This window comes from Streptomyces sp. NPDC090994, from assembly GCF_044768905.1.
Lineage (GTDB): Bacteria > Actinomycetota > Actinomycetes > Streptomycetales > Streptomycetaceae > Streptomyces.
In genome coordinates, this window is record NZ_JBIVWS010000020.1 from 13,395 (window position 1) to 31,914 (window position 18,520).

Here is an 18,520-nt window from a genome sequence, read left to right on the forward strand (position 1 = left end):
CGTCCCGCCACTCGCGACCTGGGGGCAGCGATGAACGACAGCCCGACACCCACTCCCGCGCCAGACCGTCCCGTCCTGCCCCGGCTCGGCGTCTTCGGGCTGATGCTCGGCATCTTCCTGGCGACGCTCGACGGACAGATCGTCAGCACCGCGCTGCCCACGATCGTGGGCGACCTCGGCGGCCTGGACCACTTCTCCTGGTCGGTGACGGCCTACCTGCTCACCATGGCCGCCGCCACCCCGCTGTGGGGCAAGCTCGGCGACCTCTACGGCCGCAAGGGTGCTTACACCAACTCCGTAGTGCTGTTTCTGATCGGGACGATGCTGTGCGGCCTGGCGCAGAACATGGGACAGCTCATCGCCTTCCGGGCCGTCCAGGGCCTCGGCGCGGGTGGCCTGATGGTCGGGGCTCTCGCGGTCATCGGCGTGCTGGTGCCCCCGCAAGAGCGGGGACGTATCCAGTCGATGGTGGGCGTCATGCTGCCGGTGTCGTTCGTCGGCGGACCCCTGCTCGGCGGATTCATCACCGACTACATGGACTGGCGTTGGACGTTCTACGTCAACGTCCCCATCGGCATCGTCGCCCTGCTGGCCGTCGCCAAGGGCGTAAGACTGCCCGCACACCGCGTCAAGGGACGGGTCGACTACCTCGGCGCGAGCCTGCTGACCACCGGCATCCTGGCCCTCACCCTCCTTGCCGGCTGGGCCGGTACCACCTACGCGTGGACGTCCTGGCAGATCGCGGCGCTCGCGGTGGCAGTCGTGCTGAGCCTCGCCTGGTTCGTCCGCGTGGAACAGCGCGCCGCCGAACCCATCACGCCGCCGCGACTGTTCTCCAGCCGGGAGTTCACCCTCGCCCAGGTCCTCAGTTTCCTGGTCGGCGCGATCCTGGTGTCCGTCATCAACTACCTGCCGCAGTACATGCAGTTCGTCCACGGTGTCTCACCCACGGTCAGTGGCATGCTGATCCTGCCGCTGATGCTCGGCATGCTGACGGCTCAGCTGACCACCGGCCGGCTGATGGACCGCGGAGGCCTGGATCGTGTCGTGCCGCTCACCGGCGGCACCGTCACCGTCGTCGGCGCGCTGCTGCTGCTCCTGCTGGGCACGGACACCCCGCTCGCCGCGGCCTCGGCACTGACCCTCGTCGTCGGAGTCGGTGTCGGGACCCTCATGCAGAGCACCCTGCTCACCACCATGAACAACGCCGCCCCGCGCGACATGGGCGCCGCGACCGGCACCGTCACCCTGGTGCGTACGATCGGCGGTTCCCTCGGTGTCGCCGTCCTCGGAGCCGTGCACAGCAGCCGCATGGCCGACGTCCTGAGCGGCCGGCTCGGCCCAGCCGCCGAGGAGCGGCTGACCGCCGGCGGCGAGCTGACCCCCGCGCTGCTGAAGGACATGTCCACCGGCGTGCGCCACTCAGTCGAGGACGCCGTCAGCAGCGGACTGCACGGTGTCGTGGTCGGCGCCGCCGTGCTGTCCGTGATCACGCTCGCCACCGCGTGGTTCATCCGTGCGGCACCGGCCCCCGACCCGGCAACGGCGGAGACCGTCACGGAAAGCACCCCGGAGACGGACTCCGTCCGCACTCCCCCCGCGGACTGAGCGCGGGCCGGGCCACGTCCGAGTGCCCCGGCACCGGGCCGGTCCGCCCGCACCCATGCTGCACCAACCCATCCGAGTTTCCGGCCGCACGGCGAATCCAATCCCCCGTCACCGTGCGGTCGGCTCCCTACCGAAGGCAGACACTGATGCCCACGAATCCGGTCGAGCGTGCCAAGGACATCCTGCTCCGTCCCTTCTCCCTGGGCGGCCTCAACCTGCCCAACCGCGTCGTGATGGCGCCGATGACGCGCGAGTTCTCCCCCGGTGGCGTTCCGGGCGAGGACGTGGCGCGCTACTACGCCCGTCGGGCGGCGGGCGGCGTCGGCCTGATCATCACCGAGGGCACGTACGTCGGCCACGACTCGGCGGGCAACAGCGCCCGCGTGCCGCACTTCTACGGCGACGACGCGCTGGCCGGCTGGTCCGCGGTGGCGGACGCGGTCCATCAGGAGGGCGGCAGGATCATGCCGCAGCTGTGGCACGTCGGCATGGACCGCACCGTCGGCAACCCGCCCGTGCCGGACGCCCCGCGGATCGGCCCCTCCGGCCTGGCCCTGGACGGCACGCAGTCGGGCCACGCGATGACCCAGGCCGACATCGACAACGTGGTCGCCGCCTATGCCTCCGCCGCAGCCGCGGCCGAGGCCCTGGGCTTCGACGGCGTCGAGATCCACGGCGGACACGGCTACCTCATCGACCAGTTCCTGTGGTCCCGCACCAACCGGCGTACCGACGGCTACGGTGGTGACGTCGCCGGCCGCACCCGCTTCGCCGCCGAGATCGTGGCCGCCTGCCGGGCAGCCGTGTCCGACGAGTTCCCGATCTCCTTCCGGTTCTCCCAGTGGAAGACGAGCCACTACCAGGCCCGGATCGCCGAGACCCCGCAGGAACTGGAGACCTTCCTCGGCCTGCTGGTGGAGGCCGGCGCCGACCTCTTCCACTGCTCCACCCGCCGCTTCCACCTCCCCGAGTTCGAGGGCTCCGACCTCAACCTCGCCGGCTGGGCGAAGAAGGTCTCCGGCAAGCCCTCCATCAGCGTCGGCTCGGTGGGTCTGAGCAACGAGTTCCTCCAGGTGTTCCAGGGCGAGCAGGCCCACACCACGGACATCGAGGAGCTGCTCGACCGCATGGAGCGCGACGAGTTCGACCTGGTGGCGGTGGGCCGTGCCCTCCTGGGCGACCCCGAGTGGCTGGCGAAGGTCCTCTCCGGGCGCCACGACGAGCTCAGGCCCTTCCACGTGGGTCTTGTCGGCAGCCTCAGCTGAGCCGTACGACCCGGTGGCCCCAGCGGTCGTACGCCCGCTCGACCGCGGGCGGCCGCGGTTCCCTCCATCCCGCGGCAGGAGCCGCAGAAGCTGCTCGATGAGGACGATCGGTGGCCGCTCCTCCAGCGCTGCCTGACCGACGATGCCCTGCCCACGGACGTCCGAGCCGCCAGCGCGATCACCCTGCTGTTCGGCCCGTCCACCGAACGTCTCTGTCATCTGACGCCCGAGCACCTCAAGCTCGACGGCAAGCACACCCACCTCGTCCTGGGCCGCCACCCCGTCCTGCTGCCTCCACGGCTCGCCGAGCTCCTTCGCCACCTCGCCGAACAACCCGAGCTACGGCCACAGCTCTCACGAGTGGTCTGCTCGGCAGGCATGTAGACCATTCCCTCGGAGCCCATCAGCAGCACGTTCAGAGGTTCGGGGTCAGCCATGTCCGGGCCCTTCTGAGTCGGTTCTGTAGGTGTCATCAATCGCCGAGGCCAGTTGCTTGGCGTGGGTGTCGAGCAGCGGTTTGAGCGCGAGGTAGTACGGGTGTTTGTCGGCTTCTCGGAGCCAGTGGCAGATGTTGTGCCGCTGTCGGCTCCATTCGGCATGAAGTTCTGGGTCGCGCGCGATGTGAGGTGGGCAGGGCGCGAGTTCGTGTTCGCCTTCGGTGACGCGGGTCCAGATGTAGACGCTGACGGCCAGGCGCTTTCGGTCGTCGCTGATGGGAGGCCGGTTTCCGAACACGGGGAGCGCTCTGACCATGCGCTGCCAGGCATGGGCTTCGAGGGTCCAGGAGTGCATGGCTTCGCGGCGTCGTTGGTAGTCGACCAGGGGGTTGGAGAGGAGGTCGGCGGCGATGGCGTCGAGGGCCAGCTCGAAGTCGTGCAGCAGGTTGTTGACCCGGAGGTAGTGGGTCAGCTTGGTGGTGAAGCCGATGGTCTTGCCCGGAGTGCTGATGCCGAGGAACTGGGCGGCTTCGTCGAGGGTGCCGCCTTGCGCGCGGCGGACGAGGAAGACGGACGCGTTGCGGCGGCGCATTTTGGGCGCGACGTCTGTGAAGGCGCTCAGGTGGCGGTCAGCCAGCGCCTGGGGCAGGGAAGCGGGGATGTGCTCGGGGCGGTAGCGGATGCCGACGGCGGGGAGGCGGGGGCCGCCCTTGCCGGTGCGGCGGTAGGTGGGAACGAGGGTGTCGGCGGCGAGCTGGAATCGCTCGGAGCAGGCGCTGTGCAGCTTCCTGAAAGCCTGGTCCCAGAGCACGTGCCTGGTGGGCGAGATGCCGGTGCGTGTGCGGTTCTCCTGAGGCGCGAGAGGAACGAGTGCTGCGCGCAGGTCGTCGGAGGTCAGGATGCGATCGGTGATCTGGAGGACTCCCGCGCATGCCCGGGAGTCGAGGGGCGGTTTGTTGGAGTGGTAGGGAAGGGCGCCGGCTTCGTCGCGGCCTGTCAGGTACTCGTCGATGGCTGCGGCCAGCGAGCTGGTGGTGCCGGCGGGCCGGATGCGGGACCAGGACGTCATGACGAGCGCGGCGAGTAGTTGGAGCTCGGTGAAGTACTGGTGTGCCGGTTTTGCGGGCTGGTCGGGGCTGAGCAGGCTGAGGATCTTGTTCTGGAGGGCGAGCAGGGCGGGCCCGGGCCGGTGGGTGAGGCGGGGCCCCTGCCCGAGGCGGGCTCCGCAGGGGGCGGCCCATCGGTTCTTTCGGTGTTCGGCCCCGGTTGAGCGGCAGTGGGCGGGGTGGATGCCCGCGACGGCTGGCCGTGCGATCAAGTGGGCTCGGTAGTTGGCGTTGATCGGATCGCGGCAGTCGGGGCAGAGGTGTTCGAGGAAGAGGCGGTGGCGCGGGCAGGCGAAGACGACGGGCAGGCGCCAGAGGGCGCGCCATGGTCCGCCGTACTCGTTCTGAACAGCAGAGCCGTCCCCGGCGAGGCAGGCGGGGCAGTAGCGGGCGGTCATGGCGAAGAGCCATTCCGACGTGTGGATCGTCAGGAAGCGGCCGTTGCGCACGTTCTCCATCGCGCGGCCCACCGGGGGGTAGTGGGAGGCGTAGGGCTCCAGCGTCATCGCGGAGACCTCGCCGGGCGTGAGCCGGGTGACGGAGGCGAAGCGGCCGGCTTGCGCCGGGGTCAGGCTGGTGGACAGGACTGATCTTGCTCTGTCGAATCGGTCCTGATTGGTCAGGCCGGTCAGCCGGACCAGCTGGGCGGGGGCGACGCGCAGACGGTAGGAGAGTCTCAGCACGAAGCCGGCCAGGGACTCGCCGTCCAGCGGGTCGAGGCTGCGGCCGAAGGCCCGCGGCCCGGGTTCTGTGCTCTGATCAGTCACCGGCGGCCGACCTGCCGCCGCGGTCGTCGAGGACCGTGTTCCGCCCGCGCTTGCGACGAGACTTCGGTCGCGGTGTCACGTCCTGCGGGATGTCGGGGATCTCTCCGGCCTCGGGGTCGAGATCGCCCAGGTTGCCGAGGTGGATCGTGGTCTTCGCGAGTAGTTCGGGGGTGAGGCGTTCTTCGCCGGTGGTGATTGCCTCGGTGCAGCCGTCCTCGATCAGCCGCCGCAGCAGGCCGACGACACCGCGGGTGCGGTCGAAGAGGTACTCGGGCATCTCGCCGGTGGTCAGCATGCCCTCGAAGGATCGCAGGAGCCGCAGCTGGTCCTCGATGCCGGCCAGGTGGTCGAGGAAGGCGGTGATGCCGGCCTGGGTGGAGTAGTCGAACGGGTCGAGATCGACCATGTCGAACCGGCGGCCGGTCTGCGTGGCGGCCGCGGCGTTGTGCCCCTTGCCCCGCTTGATGTCGGGGAAGATCCACTGTCCGGTGCGCTGGTCGAAGTAGGCGCCGCGCAGGAGCCCGGAGCCGGGGATGTCCACGCCGATCAGGATGAGGGTGACGTTGAGGTCCATCAGCTCGCGGATCAGGTCGAGGGTGTCCTGGTCATCCTCGCGGTGCAGCCGCAGCCGGGTGATGTCGTCGATCAGCAAAGCGGTGGTGTGATGGTCTCGGATCGCGTCCCGGACGGCTCTGACCAGGTCGTCCAGGGAACCGGGGTGAGGGTCGCCGTAGACGTTCAGGATCGTCTTGCAGAGTCCCTTGGGAGTGGCGCGGACCGGCAGGCGGCAGTAGGCGACGGGCACGAACACGTCCCGGGTGCCGGGGGTGTGGCCGGGCAGCAGCTGGTGGTGGACCTCGCGCCAGACGTCCTCGAAGGACGCGGCCGCGTCGCAGGCGGTCTCCGTCTTGCCCTGGAACCCGCCGCCGTTGATCCTCAGGCCGTCTCGGGTGCCAGGCATGACCTTCGCCGCGTTGTTCTGCAGCCGGCCGCGCATCAGGTTCGCGACCCGTGCGCTCATCGGCGTCTCCTGCAGGCGCATGTTGACGTGCGTCGCGGTGCGGTGCAGGTCGTGCAGGGCCCGCCGCCGGGGGCTCAGGCTCTGGTGCTCGGCCGGCGTCAGACGTGGTGCGGGCACGAAGGTGCCGCGGATCTTCCGCCACTGCTGCCAGCCCTCCCAGCGGGTGCGGTCCGGCGGCGGGCCGGCCCGGAGAAACGGGACGATCGCGTGTTCATCCGGCGTCGTCTGGTCCACCACGGTCCTCCTCCAGGTCGTCCTCGGGCAGGACGAACACGTTGCGGGTGCGGAAGCTGTGGCCCAGCTCGGGCGGCGGGACGGGTGCGGGTCGGGCCGCTTCCCGGCGCCGACGCCGTTCGCCGGCGACCGCTTCCTGCGTCTGGCGGGCCCGGCCCGGCCAGCTCAGCACTGTGGCCGCCTCCTGCTCGGCAGCCGCAGGCACGGGAATGGGCTGTGTGGCCGGCGCCGCCGGGACCCTTGGCCGGTCGGCCTGCGCGGCCCGGGCCTGGTGGGTCTCGCGGGCGTGCTCGGTGCGCTGGGACTTCTTCATCTGGCTCGGCCACTTGCTGACGGGGATGTTCGAGCCGATCAGCTCCAGCAGCACGGGCAGCAGCTCGGTGTCCGACTGCGGCTTCAGTCCGGCCGCGGCGGCCTTGGCGAGCAGGGCGCTGGCCCGCGCGTCCCCGAAGGCCGGCATCTGCCCGGCCTGGGGCATGCCCGTCCAGGGCAGCGGGTGCCAGGCATGGCTGATCGGGTCCTGGAAGAACACCTGGCGCCGGTCGCGCGGGTCGCGGCGGATGAGCCACTTGCCCTTGTGCTTGCCGCCCCGCGTGGACAGCTCGCCGCGGTAGTCCCGCAGGACGTCCGGGTCGTCGTACCAAAGTCCGCGGATCTTCACCCCGCGGCGCTTGTCGATGCGGACGTAGTGGGCGGGCAGCAGCTCGTAGAACAGCTCCGGGGAGGGGATGTCCATCGCGAAGCCGGTCTGCGCGAACGACGCCGCGAACAGCGAGTTCGGGCTGTGCGAGCCGTCCGGATCCCAGGCCGGGGCGTACTCGCCCAGCTTGCGTTTTTGCCAGACGGCGACGATCCAGGTCGCGATCAGGTGCTCGAGTTGGTCGGCGGTCAGCACCGCGTCCGCGGCCGGGTCGGCCCCGCGGTCGGCGACGTCGACGCCGGTGTAGCCGACCAGGTGCTCGAACAACAGTTGCCGGATCACGCCGAAGGCCCGCTCGACGGCGGCCTTGTCGGTCGGCCGCAGCACCCGCGCGGGAAGGACCTGGCAGCCGAGCACCCGCTCGACCTCGACCAGGTGGTGGTTGCGATAGACCGATCCGTGGTCGGTGGTCACCGTCTCCGGGGTGAAGAACGGCAGGCCGGCCACGGCGTGCCCGGCGAACTCGGCCACCACTGCGGCGGGCAGGCCGGGGTAGGGCCATTCCAGGTCCTCGCCCCAGTCCGCCCGCATCGGCAGCGGCATCGTCACGTCCCGCAGCACCATCGCGACGTCGACCGAGGTGTCGGAGACCAGCGTCAGCCGGAAGGCGACCAGCGAGTGCGTGCAGACGTCCAGGGCCAGGGTGAGGTGCATCTTCACCGGGTCGCCGAAGACGTGCTCGCGGACCATGACCGGCAGCACCGTGGTGTCCAGCGCGACGACCTGGCCCGGCCGGTGCACCAGGACGTGCCCCTGCGACTCCGGCAGATCGGCCGACCTGGCGTAGCGCTGCCGGGCGCCGCCGGGGCCGAACCACTCCTGCCAGAGCCGGCGCAGGGTGTCGTAGCTGGGCACCTTCGTCTCGGGCCCGAACTCCTCGCGGACGTACTGGCGGATCATGCGGTCCTTGGTCCGCATCGACACCTTCGCCATCCGCTTCGTCTCCTCGCGGACCGCCAGGACCGCCTCCCGCACTTCCTCGGAGACCGTGCGGGTCCCGCCGCTGCGGCGCAGCCAACGGTCGTCCGCGCAGCCGACCAGCCCGAACCGGCGGCGGGCGTTCTCCCACCGGATCAGCGTGCGGTAGCCGACCGAGCTCAGCCCCAGCAGCTTCGCGTGAGCAGGGTCCAGGGCCGCGAGCTCCGCCACCTTCGCGTGCCGTCGCTCGGTGAGGGTCGTCGTCGCCGGGTCGTACTCGGCTCTCGGCTCGCCCGGTCCCGGGTGGAACGGGTCGCCGGAGCGGAACCCGGTCGCCACTTCCAGCAGGTGGGCCATCCGCAGCTCGGTCAGCTCCAGCTGGCCCGCGTTCAGGTCCTCGGACGCCTTGCGCTGGCGGCCCCGGTCGGCCCCCGCCGCTGACGTCCGTGACGATGGCCGGCACTGCGGATGGTTGGCCAGGAACCGGAAGGTCATCCGCTCGCGGGTGCCGTCGTCCTTCACCAACTGCACCCGGCCCAGGTGCGGTTCGCGGCGCTCGACCGTCCACTCCGTCCCGTCCAGCACCAGCCCGGCGCCGGGGGACAGGTCCAGCACCGCCGCCGCGGTCACCGGCCCGCCTCCCGGGCGGGCATCACGAGCGAGCGGTCTTGGAGCGGGCCGGCCAGGTCGATTCCCAGCTGCCTCGACCACAGCAGGTGCAGCAGCTGGGCCCGGGCGACCGGCTCGCAGCCCGTCGCCGCCGCGAGCTCGCCGAACCTCCGCCCGCCCCCGGCCTCGGCGAGCAGCACCGGCCGCAGCCCCAGCGGGTCGGAACTCAGCCGGCGCAGCGACGCCATCGCGTCCAGCCCGGCGAAGGCGTGCTCGCGCCAGCGGGCGGCCACCGCGTAGCGCCAGCCGCAGGCGACGGCGACCTCGGCGGCCGCGGCGAACGACTGCCGGTCCGACTCCTTGATCAGGGGCTCGGGGCGTACGTCGATCAGCCAGACGCCGCGGCGGGTCACCGCGAGGTAGTCAGGGGTGTGGGCCCGGCGCTTCCCGCAGGTTGTGAAGGAGATCTTTAGCGGCTGCGAGACGACGTCGACCACGTCGCCGGCGAAGTCCAGGGCCAGCAGCACCCGGCTCTCCTCCAGGCTCTCCGCGCCGTGGTGACGGCCGGTGCTGGTCAGGAACTGCAGGCCAGGACGGTGCCGCTGGTCCCGGCGCCAGGTGAAGTGCCGCATCGGGTCGCTCGTGAGCACCGGTTCCTGTACGAGATCGTGCACCGAGCAGGACGCATCGTCCCCACCGGCCCGCCACGAGACCGCCCACCGCCTCGTCCAGCCGTCGCCCAGCTCAAGACCGAACTTGCCCGCGTCGACGTCCGTCGGCACGAAAAGGTCCTCCCAGCTGCACTGATGCGACCAGACAGACCCCGTGTCAGCAGCGTCGACTACCCTTCTCGACCCGGCACGTGTAGCGGACATGAGCTCATGGAAGCGCCCTGGAGAACCTCAGGCTCCCGATCTTCGTTTCTGGTGACAGAAAGACTGCTGAATGAGCGTCTGTGACAAGTCCGATGCCTCGTTGGTGACAACCAGGCTGCCTCGCACGTCCCGATTTACCAGCTCAGTTGGTCCCGCCGGTGACAACTCCGCAGCTTCGGCTCACGATTCGGCAGGTGCGCCACCCGGAATTAGCTGATCTTCACTATGAAACCGTCATCAGGGCCATCAATGATCCTATTCTTGTCATAGAACTGACCCAAAAGAATACCGGCAGCCTCGTTGTCTTCCTTGCGGACTGGCATGGAACTGAAATTCCGCATATCGGCTAGGGCGTCGTGCTCGTACTGCGAAGCGCCTTGATAGGTGGAGGAAAACGGGTACTCGTCGCACTGCTTGGTCCCGCCCTCTGTGTAAGCTGGTCCATAACTGCTGACGCAGTTCCACAGTGCCCGGGAGCGGTTTCTTTCTCTGCGCTTGGTGTCATTGTAGAGTCGTGTCAAGGGTTCGCTGGAACTTGCCCCCGGAAGGTCTTTCCCGGACCAGACTGGGGTTGTCTGCTCTGGGTTGTTCAGCGCCTGCTGGATGTGGAGAGCAACCTCCCTTTCCGGGGCGTCGGCGGCTGTGCTGTACTCCAGGGTCCCCAGGTAGGTGAAGACGGCGGCGCCGCCCGTTGCGGCTCCCGGAAGGTAGTCGGCTTCGTCCCAGCGGACCGGGAGCCAGAAAATGTCTCCGCCAGCGCCTGGTTCCATGACCCAGCCTGGAGCGGCGGTCAAACTGATGGAAGGCTGGTATATGCCGGTGATCATGTGAATTCCGAGGTTTCCAGCCTGACCCGCTGGTGCCGTGACGGTTTGCTTGAACGTTACGCCGTCGGCGATCGATGCCCACGTTCTTGTTCCGGGGAGATTTCCGGCAGTTTCATAGCTTGCTGTTGACGGCCAGCTTTGGGGAATGGACGCCTTGCCGGTGATCCCCATCGCTGGAGCATTGTTATTTCCCGTGCGAGTGAAGTCGAGAAAATAGTAGCTGGCCATCATTGTTCGGCTGCCTTGAGGGATTTCACCGATGACTACTACGTCGAATGAGCTCGTCCCGACCGGTTTTCCGTTAACTAGCCACACTTGATCGAACTGTGCGCCAGAACAAGCCGCGAAACGAGATGTGAAGTAGAACTGTGACGTACCAAGCCCCAGGATGCATTCCTGGAGGGTCATAGAATGAGACGGCTCCGGCAAGGATATCGCCTGAGTGCTCACCTCTCCCGCGGTTGCGGCGTTGCCGGTCGCGGAGATAGGGGTGGCCGATGCCTCATTCGAACGCAGGGCGGCAGGGGTGGGAACGCCTACCGTCTCGCGAGGAAGTAATGGTCTTTCGGCTTCCTGATTCCGCAGCGAGGTGAGCCTGTCCGGTCCGGTGTCACTGTGCAGCTCCTCTATGGAGAGGTGCGGCGCATCAAGTGGCCGCACGTACGTCTCCACTTGTGAAGAGTCTGCGACACCTTCCGCATTGGCCGCACTTACGGGCGCAATAAGGGACCCTACGAGTGCAAGAAGGGCCGTGTATACCAAGCGTCTACGTACTCCGCGCACCATGTCTCCTGACTCAACGAATCGATCAAAAGAAAGATCTATCTTCACAGCAGCTTCACAGCAAGGGGGCGTGGATCAGATGGCTTGTTTTGAGTGCAGGTTTTGTGGCGGCACGCGGTACTTAGTGAGCGTTTGGTTCGCTGGTGTCCGTTTTGGTTGGGGGTTAGGTGTCGCGCCAGTTGGTGGTGTTTTCCTGGGTGACTCGGCGGCTCATGAGGTCGATGGCGGCGACGCGGATCATGGCGGCTGATCGGTGTGGGTGGGTTTCGTAGTCGCGGGCCAGGCGGCGGTGGTGCATGAGCCAGCCGAGGGTTCGTTCGATGACCCAGCGGCGCGGTTGGACGGTGAAGGTGTGGCTGCCGGGGGTGCGGTGGACGACTTCGAGGTCGATGCCGCGGGTGGCGGCGTGTTCGACGGCGGCGTTCTTGTATCCGGAGTCGGCTCAGGCTTTGGTGACGCGGGGGTGGCGGGCGGCGATCTGGTCCAGGAGGCGGGTGTCGGCGGTGGAGTCGTGGATGGCCGCGGAGGTAACCAGGACAGTGAGGAGTAGGCCGAGAGTGTCGGTGACGATGTGTCGTTTGCGACCGGCGATCTTCTTGGCGGCGTCGTAGCCCTGGTCGGCGAGGTGGACGTTGGCGGAGGTCTTGACCGACTGCGAGTCGAGTACGCAGGCGCTGGGGTGGGCGTCGCGCCCCTCGCGTTCTCGGACGAGCCGGCGGAGGAGGCCGGTGAGCTGGTCGAAGATGCCCTCGGTCTCCCATTTGGCGAAGTATCCGTAGACGGTCTGGTGAGGGGGGAAGTCGTGCGGGAGGTAGCGCCAGGAGATGCCGGTGCGGTCGACGTAGAGGATGGCGTCCATGAGGTCGCGCAGGTCGTGGGTGGGGCGGCGGATGCCGGCTCGGGCGTCCCGCCAGGCTTGGAGGGTGGGGCGGATGAGTTCCCATCGCGCGTCGGACAGGTCGCTGGGGTAGCGGCGCCTGGGCTGCATACTGCCGGAGTACGGGACCGTGGCCGGCGCAGGGAGAGTGTGCGGGTCGCCGGTGGAGGCATCGGGGCAAGCCGGGGCACTGCTAAATGAGACGGTGCATTGCTGGGCGAAAACATGCGCCGTTCAGATTCCCCAAGTGGGCCATTGAGGGCTTATCCCCGTATACGGGGTCGTCATACAGCGACCATGCCGGGGCGCAATCTGCCAAGAACTACCGCGAAAGCGAACCAAACGCTCACTTAGTCTCGAAGCTTCGTGACGGTCCGCCGACGGAGTCGGTGGACCGTTTTCGTGCTGTCGGTTGAGGTTGTGCAGGCCGAGGGTCCGAGTGTTGTCTCGGGGTGGTGCCGGGTTCCACTTCTCCGGGTGTCGGGATGCTGTCGTGGGGATGGGTGATTCCGCTGGTCAGCCGGGTCCGGCAGGACGGTGAGCCGGTCGAGTGCGGCGGTGATGTGGCCGGGCCAGGGCCAGTACCCGGCCAGGCGGAGGGTCCGTCGGCGGCCGGTGGTGAGAAGTTGTCCGGCTGCGGTGAACAGGCGGAGCCGCAGGCGGCGGGGTCCCCAGAGGCGGGTTGTGCCGTCAGGGCGCGCATCGGCATCCAGGCAGGGACCGGAACCTTCAGCACCTGCTGGTGGACCTGCTCGGTGATCACCATACCGACCGAGTAGGACAGCCACCGTCCCCGCCGCTCACAGAGAGTAGGTGTGGCAGTTCGCCGGGGGCAGACAAGGAAGATCGTTGAAAGACTGGTCAACGTTCCCGGACGCATGCCAACGTAGACGACCTTCCCCAAGAAACACCAGGTCAGTGAGGTGATGTCTCGTGACCGTCGCGTCCGTAAGTTCCGGTTTCAGTACCACCATCGAGGCGCTGCGTCTGCGCGAGTGGCAGCTCGGACAGGGACAGCCCACGCTCGTCATGGACCAGTTCTCCGCCGACGACTTCAACCTCGTTCGTGGACGACCGCGCCGACGTCCACGTCAGCAGCAAGGACGGGCGCTTCTACCTCGGCTGGTTCCCACTCGGCCGCCCCGGCACCGACGGCGAGGGCTGGAAGATCGCTGTCACCGGCACCGCCCGGGTCCGGGGCTACCAGATCTCCTTCGACGTGCAGACGCCGGCCGACATCGTTGCCGCCGCCGTGGCACGGGTGCTGGAGACCTCCCGTCACCGGTGAGACCGCGTGCCGGGTAGTCCCAGCAGCCGCATCCGTTCCACCTGTCGGCAGCCTGCCGAGCCGCCGTGCGCAATTCTCACCAGGAGGATGTCCGTGGAGCACACGGAAATGACCGTAGACGACCTCGTGAACCTGCTGTCCGGCTGCGACGGATCCGCTCCGGTGCGGCAGGCAATGAACCCGTTCTTCCCGATGGCCCACCGCCTCGAACAGGTCGTGCAGTGCACGGACCAGACGGGACAGACGGTTGTCTATCTCGCCGAGGGCCGTGATGCCGACACCCAGCTCGGGCACCTCCCGCCCGAGGTCGCCGTCCGGCTGGCCTGGCAGTCTCCCACCCAGCCGCCCCCACGCCGTGCCCGCCGCGCTGCCGGCGGCCAGTAGAACCCCCAGCCTTGGAGGCGCCCCTGAACGCCGATTCCCCGCTCGACCCGCCCGCCACGACCTCGGCCCAGCGCAGGTACTGGGTCGGCCCCCGCCACCTGGCCGGTGACGACGGACGCCTCTACGACGCCGTCGCCGACACGCTCACCGGCCTTGGCTGGACGAGCCTGACGATCATCCGCGGACGGCAGGAACCGGACGAGGAACCGGAGGACCGGCAGGTCCTGCGCAGCACCGTCCTGCACATCAGCCCCGACACCCTGCGCTGGGCCCAGTGGATCCTGGCGGACGAGCCGTTCTACCTCGGGGACCTGCCGGTCGCCTGGCAGATCAGCGCCCGTGGGGATGTGGGCAGCCCGCTCGCGCAGTGGTCCGCGTACTTCACCCCTGAAGTCCCCGGTGAAGTCCTCGTCGACTTCGTGACCGCGCTCGATGCCCGCGATCAGCCTGTCTTTCCGTTCGGCGGGCCCGAGGCGGTCGTCGACGCGGTCACCGCGCACGGCTGGATCCGCGACGTCGACCAGCCCGCCACAGCCGCGATCGATCCGACGTTCGCCACCCACATCAGCCTCGGCGACGTGCCCTCGCTCATCCAGGACGCCGACCCGCGCACCCTGACCAAGGAAGCGGACGAGAGGGAGCCGGCCGGCTGGCAGGCATGGGCCGAGCCGGTACTGGGCGCCCGCTGCCTGTGGGCCGCCTCCTTCAGCTCCAGCACGCCCGACGATCTCGTCGCCGCGTTCGCCGGCTCCCTCAGCTCCACCGCACCGGTCCTGCGTCGTCTGCTGCCGGACAGCACCCAGGACCTGCTCCTGCGCGCCCCGGCCACCTGACGAGGCGAGCGTATGGCGGCCGGATATGGGTGAGGCCGGGCCAACCCTCCTCGGAGGGGTGGCCCGGCCTCACCCATATCCGGCGTACGCCGTGGTGTCAGCGGGCTGCTGTCACCTTGGCGAGGGCCTCGTCGAGGTGGAGGTCGACGAGGGCCGGCGAGCCGGAGAGAACCAGGAGGACCTGGTCTTGCCGGATCGCGGTCTGCTTGAGCACGGTGTCGTGTCCGCCGGCGGTGAAGGTCATGAGCAGGCTCCACTGCTCGTCGCCGAGCTGGGGCGCGGCCAGCTCCCGTGTGCTGACGTCGATCGCGGTGCCTCCGACGAGGACTTCGTATGTGGGGCACCCGGTCATGGCGTCGAAGATCCGGCTGGTGTCGGCGGACAGCGCGGCGGCGGTGTCGCTGTACAGCTCCTCGGACAGCTCGGAGCCGCTGCTGGCGTCGTAGGTGAAGCCGGTCTTGGCCTGTCGGGGGAAGTCGAGTGAGCCGCCGGTGGCTGCCTCGCCGCCCAGCGCGTCCAGGGCCGGGCAGCCCACGACGGTGACGTCGTCGTGCTCCGTGCTGGTCTGGGGAGCGTGGACGTACCCGTCGCCGAGGTCGTGCTGGGTGAGCAGCCGTGTCTCCAGCGCGGCCGACGACAGCGGAGCGTTCTCGCTGTTGTCGTTGTCCTGGTGCTGGACGGAGCTGTGCGGGGCCGTGGTTGCGGCCCGGTCTGTGGCAGTGCCGGGGGAGCAGGCGGGCAGGGTGAGAAGAGCGGTGGTGATGCCGAGGGCGGCGGTGGCGCGAACGCGCATGGTGAGGTGACCCCTTGTGCTCGGTGTGAATTGGGCAGTGCGGGTCCTTTGGGCCCGGTGGGGTCGTAGAAGTGGGGGTCAGTGCCCGAGGTGACGCAGGCAGTCCTCGAAGGAGCTGAAGGTCGCGTCGGAGGGCCCGGAATTGCGGTTGAACCAGGCAGTTGTCAGCCGCTGTTCGTGCTGTTGGTGTCCGGCCCTGCAGCGCAGCCAGACCTGGTCGTTGGTGGAGATGATGATCCAGTCCCGGTACGCACCGCACTGGGCGCAGGCGACCACGTCTCCGTCGAGGACGATCGGCTGCGACCAGGGCATCATCTGCCCGGCGATCTGGTCGTGGCTGGGGACCCGCAGCTCGGGCGGGAGGAAGTCGTCCACGACGGCGGCCGGCTGGGCGGCGGCCTGCCGCTCGGCCTGGATCCGCAGCACGTTCTCGGGCACCATGTCGTACAGCTCCGGCCAGAACTGCTCATGTATGCGGTGCAGATCGTCGGTGCGGGTCCTGCGCCTGCGGCTTATTCGGTTGAGCACCCGGGTCCTTCTCCTCTGCCTCGTCCTGCTCGCCTGTTGATCGTGCCCCAGGCCCGGCGGCCTTTTCAATTCGTAAAGTCCACAGTCAGGAACGCCCGCGCCGGGCCTCTGGCCTGCGGGATGCCCGTCCGCTGGTCCGGCGAGCGGGCGCTTCGGCCGTGGCGGTGACGGGTACGGCGTCGCTGGTGTCGGCGGGCAGGTCCGCGCTGCGGCGCAGCCGCCACACGAGGACGTCGCTGACGGAGTCCGCCGTGCCCAGCTCCCGTCGCCCCGCGGCGTCGGCCAGCAGGGCGGCCGGGTCGTGGCCGGCTGCCTCGGCGTCGGCGAGGGTGGCGGCGAGCGCGTACCAGCCCGGTTCGTCCAGGACCCGCTCGGCCAGGGCCGGCAGCGCCTCGCGCAGCACCTGCGTCTGCCGGTTCAGCAGCGGGCGGCCCAGGCGCCGGCCACGCTGGTAGAGCGCGCCGAGAGGCTGGGCGGCGGCGGCCTGGTAGGCGGCGCGCAGGTGCTCGGCGGCCTGGCGCGCGGCGGCGGCCTGCTGGGCATGTCCCTTCTTCGCGTGCCAGTGGCCGGCCGCGGTAATGAGGAAGAACAGCATGTCGATCGCCATGGCCGTCGTCGCCCCGTCCTCACCCCGGCCGAGAGCGGGACCACCGTGGACGAGGTCGCGGGCGGCCTGCCGCAGCGCCCGGTCGTGTCCGCGCTCGGCCCGGACGTGTGAGCGGGAGGCACGCTCGAAGACGAAGGCGACCTCGCGCAGTTCGCGGCGGGTGTGGGCGGCGGAGGTCTTCGCGAGAGCGTCCAGGACCTCGCCGGCCGCCGCGATGTGCGCGGCGGCGACCGCGTCCTGACCGTCCTCGATGACCAGCACCGCCTGCCACGCGGCCGAGGCCGCACGCCGCCGGGCACCGGCCGGACCGCCCGGCACCGCACGCGAGGCCAGTCCAGGGGCGGGGGAGTCCTCGGCATGGGCGTCGGCGGACCAGCGTTCGCGGATCCGGGGGAGGGACAGGTCCGGGGCGAGGCGGGCCCCGGGGTAGAACACCGGCTCTCCGTCCTTGTTGCGGTCATCGGGCAAGGCGACCTTGTACCCGAGCAGGTCCCCCGACGGAGCGGCACGCTTGCGGATCAGCAGGCCGGCGGCGGCCAGCCGGTCGAAGAACTCCTCCTCGCTCCGGGCGCCGGCCACCGCGCGCCGCACCGTCTCCCGCAGCTCCTCGCGTGCCGTGCGCTCGCGGCCCTGACGTTCGGCCTTGTGGCGCTCTGCGCTGGTCGGGCGCTGGGCGGCGGTTCCGTCGCCGGGCGCGACCTCACGCAGTCCGAGTTCCTTCTCGATGAGCCTGGCCTCGGCCTGGGCGCGGGCTCCGGAACGGTAGTCGTCGGGGCGGTGTCCGTCTTCGGTCACGAGGGTGGCGACGATGTGGATGTGGTCGTCGGCGTGGCGTACGGCGGCCCAGCGGCAGCCGGGTTGTCCGTCGCCGGGGTCTATGCCCGTGGCGGCGACGATACGGCGGGCGATGTCCGACCACTCCTCGTCGGACAGGACTCGGTCGCCCGGGTCGGCGCGTACGGACGTGTGCCATACGTGCTTGGCCGGGCGGGCATGCTTGGCCAGGGCCATCACGGGCTGGTCCAGGAGCCGTTGAAGGTCGGTGAGGGTGGCGTTCGGGTCGCGTCCGGGGTCGGGAGACATACCGTCGAAGGAGGCGACGAGGTGAGGGTCTGTGTGGTCCTCGTACTTGCCGGTGTCGTAGAGGTAGTAGAGGAGACCTCTGGTGTCCGACCCGGACGGGTTGACGCTGGGGATCATGAGCGGTGGCGCTCGATCAGCCGGGTGGCGGCTTCGTGGGCGGTGTCGGCGGCACGGCGCACGGCGGCGACAGCCGCTTGGAGCTGAGGCGCCTCGGCACCGGAGTTGAGTGCCTTCACGGCCTGGTTGAGGTTGCTGCCGGCCCAGCCGAGCCGACGTCTGCTGTCGAACAGGGCGGTGATCACTTCGCGTTCGTCGGCGATCTCGGCACTGGTGCGGTCGAGGTCGCGGGCGGCGGCGAGCGCGGAGCGGGCGAGGAATCCGGCGACGGACAGATTGCATCGAGAGGCGGCGGACGTGATCAGGGCGTACTCGTCTTCGTTGAATCGCGTGGCGGGCTGGCGCAGACGCTTCTTGTCGGGTGGTTGGCGCGGGCGCTGACGAGCGCGGGGAGCGCGCTGTCGGCGTACACGCGCATCACTTTGCTTCTCCCCCTGCCCCGGCTTCGATCCGCCCTCGGTCGAAGCCTCAAGGACCTGCGCCCCCTGGTGCAGGTCCTCTCCCGCCCCCTCGGGGGCGGGAATGGCGGAAGCTATGCTTCCGCCCCAACTTGCTCGCCTCGCGACCGAGTTGACGTCGGACGCGGGCTGCGGGGTGGTGCCGTTCTCGGGCGGGATGGTCATCGGTTACGGGTCCTCATGGAGCGGATACGGTGCTGGACGGCTGCGGCCAGCTCGACGACGTCCGTCGGCCGGGGCAGGACCTGGACGGGCCCGTCGGGGGCGTGCTGGACGAGCCACTGCCCGTCCGGGGCGCGGACCGCGGCGTGCAGGAGCCGGCGGCGGACCAGGACGTCCGCCCAGACGCCGGCTTCGGCGGTCGCTGAGGCGGAGCCGGTGGGGTTGGGGTTCACTGGGGCC

Annotated in this window: 14 protein-coding genes and 3 pseudogenes; 5 read left to right on the plus strand and 12 right to left on the minus strand. The window is 69.5% G+C overall.

The window, feature by feature from the left end; translation table 11 throughout:
• Positions 1-30 precede the first annotated feature (30 nt).
• Together ACIQR3_RS30005 and ACIQR3_RS30010 are read left to right on the plus strand one after the other, a co-directional pair.
• Positions 31-1,608, plus strand: coding sequence for an MDR family MFS transporter (locus ACIQR3_RS30005; RefSeq protein ID WP_403543779.1), 1,578 nt, complete (start codon positions 31-33; stop codon positions 1,606-1,608).
• A 146-nt stretch (positions 1,609-1,754) separates the two neighbouring features.
• Positions 1,755-2,873, plus strand: a complete 1,119-nt coding sequence (locus tag ACIQR3_RS30010; protein ID WP_403543780.1) for an NADH:flavin oxidoreductase — start codon at positions 1,755-1,757, stop codon at positions 2,871-2,873.
• A 429-nt stretch (positions 2,874-3,302) separates the two neighbouring features.
• On the opposite strand, the gene ACIQR3_RS30015 is transcribed toward ACIQR3_RS30010, so the two are convergent.
• The 7 genes and pseudogenes from ACIQR3_RS30015 to ACIQR3_RS30045 form a co-directional block, all read right to left on the minus strand.
• Entirely contained in the window at positions 3,303-5,183 is a 1,881-nt protein-coding gene (locus ACIQR3_RS30015; RefSeq protein ID WP_403543781.1) for a TniQ family protein, read from the minus strand.
• Positions 5,176-6,438 (minus strand): AAA family ATPase, encoded by a 1,263-nt coding sequence (locus tag ACIQR3_RS30020; RefSeq protein WP_403543782.1) that lies wholly within the window; start codon positions 6,436-6,438, stop codon positions 5,176-5,178. The genes ACIQR3_RS30015 and ACIQR3_RS30020 overlap by 8 nt, the downstream gene beginning before the upstream one ends.
• Entirely contained in the window at positions 6,416-8,686 is a 2,271-nt protein-coding gene (locus ACIQR3_RS30025) for a transposase (protein ID WP_403543783.1), read from the minus strand. The genes ACIQR3_RS30020 and ACIQR3_RS30025 overlap by 23 nt, the downstream gene beginning before the upstream one ends.
• A complete protein-coding gene (locus ACIQR3_RS30030) occupies positions 8,683-9,447 on the minus strand; it encodes a TnsA-like heteromeric transposase endonuclease subunit (RefSeq protein WP_403543784.1) in 765 nt (254 codons plus the stop codon). Before ACIQR3_RS30030 ends, ACIQR3_RS30025 begins: the two co-directional genes overlap by 4 nt.
• A gap of 302 nt (positions 9,448-9,749) precedes the next feature.
• The gene (locus ACIQR3_RS30035; protein WP_403543785.1) at positions 9,750-11,039 is read right to left on the minus strand and encodes a hypothetical protein; all 1,290 of its coding nucleotides are present in this window, start codon (positions 11,037-11,039) and stop codon (positions 9,750-9,752) included.
• Positions 11,040-11,313: 274 nt separating this feature from the next.
• Positions 11,314-12,138: pseudogene (locus tag ACIQR3_RS30040) on the minus strand (IS5 family transposase).
• 239 nt (positions 12,139-12,377) lie between these two features.
• Positions 12,378-12,742, minus strand: a pseudogene (locus ACIQR3_RS30045) (hypothetical protein); the annotation flags it as partial.
• Between the two features lie 218 nt (positions 12,743-12,960).
• On the opposite strand from ACIQR3_RS30045, the pseudogene ACIQR3_RS30050 reads away from it, so the two are divergent.
• The 3 genes and pseudogenes from ACIQR3_RS30050 (at position 12,961) to ACIQR3_RS30060 (ending at position 14,532) form a co-directional block, all read left to right on the plus strand.
• A pseudogene (locus ACIQR3_RS30050) lies at positions 12,961-13,315 on the plus strand (DUF317 domain-containing protein).
• Between the two features lie 93 nt (positions 13,316-13,408).
• Positions 13,409-13,699, plus strand: a complete 291-nt coding sequence (locus tag ACIQR3_RS30055) for a hypothetical protein (RefSeq protein WP_403543786.1) — start codon at positions 13,409-13,411, stop codon at positions 13,697-13,699.
• 11 nt (positions 13,700-13,710) lie between these two features.
• A complete protein-coding gene (locus tag ACIQR3_RS30060) occupies positions 13,711-14,532 on the plus strand; it encodes a DUF317 domain-containing protein (RefSeq protein ID WP_403543787.1) in 822 nt (273 codons plus the stop codon).
• A 97-nt stretch (positions 14,533-14,629) separates the two neighbouring features.
• Here ACIQR3_RS30060 and ACIQR3_RS30065 read toward each other — a convergent pair whose 3' ends face one another.
• The 5 genes from ACIQR3_RS30065 to ACIQR3_RS30085 form a co-directional block, all read right to left on the minus strand.
• Positions 14,630-15,325: a hypothetical protein gene (locus ACIQR3_RS30065; RefSeq protein ID WP_403543788.1), complete on the minus strand. Its 696-nt coding sequence runs from the start codon at positions 15,323-15,325 to the stop codon at positions 14,630-14,632.
• Positions 15,326-15,403: 78 nt separating this feature from the next.
• Positions 15,404-15,766 (minus strand): hypothetical protein, encoded by a 363-nt coding sequence (locus ACIQR3_RS30070; RefSeq protein ID WP_403543877.1) that lies wholly within the window; start codon positions 15,764-15,766, stop codon positions 15,404-15,406.
• Positions 15,767-15,938: 172 nt separating this feature from the next.
• On the minus strand, positions 15,939-17,660 hold the full coding sequence (locus ACIQR3_RS30075; RefSeq protein WP_403543789.1) for a relaxase/mobilization nuclease domain-containing protein: 1,722 nt from the start codon (positions 17,658-17,660) through the stop codon (positions 15,939-15,941).
• Positions 17,657-18,283 carry a hypothetical protein gene (locus tag ACIQR3_RS30080; protein WP_403543790.1) on the minus strand — a complete coding sequence of 209 codons (627 nt, stop codon included), beginning with the start codon at positions 18,281-18,283 and terminating at the stop codon, positions 17,657-17,659. Before ACIQR3_RS30080 ends, ACIQR3_RS30075 begins: the two co-directional genes overlap by 4 nt.
• A complete protein-coding gene (locus ACIQR3_RS30085) occupies positions 18,280-18,513 on the minus strand; it encodes a hypothetical protein (RefSeq protein WP_403543791.1) in 234 nt (77 codons plus the stop codon). The genes ACIQR3_RS30080 and ACIQR3_RS30085 overlap by 4 nt, the downstream gene beginning before the upstream one ends.
• Between the last annotated feature and the right edge of the window lie 7 nt (positions 18,514-18,520).

Coding starts and splice junctions, on each gene's coding strand:
- ACIQR3_RS30005 (WP_403543779.1), top strand. CDS start 31: ATGAACGACAGCCCGACACCCACTCCCGCGCCAGACCGTCCCGTCCTG.
- ACIQR3_RS30010 (WP_403543780.1), top strand. CDS start 1,755: ATGCCCACGAATCCGGTCGAGCGTGCCAAGGACATCCTGCTCCGTCCC.
- ACIQR3_RS30065 (WP_403543788.1), bottom strand. CDS start 15,325: ATGCGCGTTCGCGCCACCGCCGCCCTCGGCATCACCACCGCTCTTCTC.
- ACIQR3_RS30070 (WP_403543877.1), bottom strand. CDS start 15,766: ATGGTGCCCGAGAACGTGCTGCGGATCCAGGCCGAGCGGCAGGCCGCC.
- ACIQR3_RS30075 (WP_403543789.1), bottom strand. CDS start 17,660: ATGATCCCCAGCGTCAACCCGTCCGGGTCGGACACCAGAGGTCTCCTC.
- ACIQR3_RS30080 (WP_403543790.1), bottom strand. CDS start 18,283: ATGACCATCCCGCCCGAGAACGGCACCACCCCGCAGCCCGCGTCCGAC.